General features: G+C 50.0%; 1 protein-coding gene. It reads left to right on the plus strand.

The genetic code is table 11. The features are described 5' to 3' along the window. Positions 1–272: sulfatase-like hydrolase/transferase (locus FDX22_RS15980; RefSeq protein WP_146717446.1), on the plus strand; the 272-nt coding region annotated here is incomplete at both ends.

Consider the following 272-nt stretch of genomic DNA (forward strand, 5'->3'; position numbering starts at 1 on the left):
AATCCCGATGGTTGCTATGATAATTCGGTGCATTTTACTGATGCTCTAATGGGTCAGGTATTCCACCTTCTGCAGGATAAGAGATCTTCCGTGCTTTACTTCTCCGATCACGCCCTAGTTCGCGATCCTACGGGTGGTGTCATGTATCACCATGCAGGCACTCGCCCACCACATGAGGCCATTCAGGTGCCGATGTTTATCTGGTTCAGCCCGCTGGTTGCTATACAGGATACGTTAACTGGCGATGAGCAACCACTTTGGTCCACGGTAAA

It is taken from the genome of Citrobacter sp. TBCS-14, from assembly GCF_005280805.1.
GTDB classification, from domain to species: domain Bacteria; phylum Pseudomonadota; class Gammaproteobacteria; order Enterobacterales; family Enterobacteriaceae; genus Citrobacter; species Citrobacter gillenii.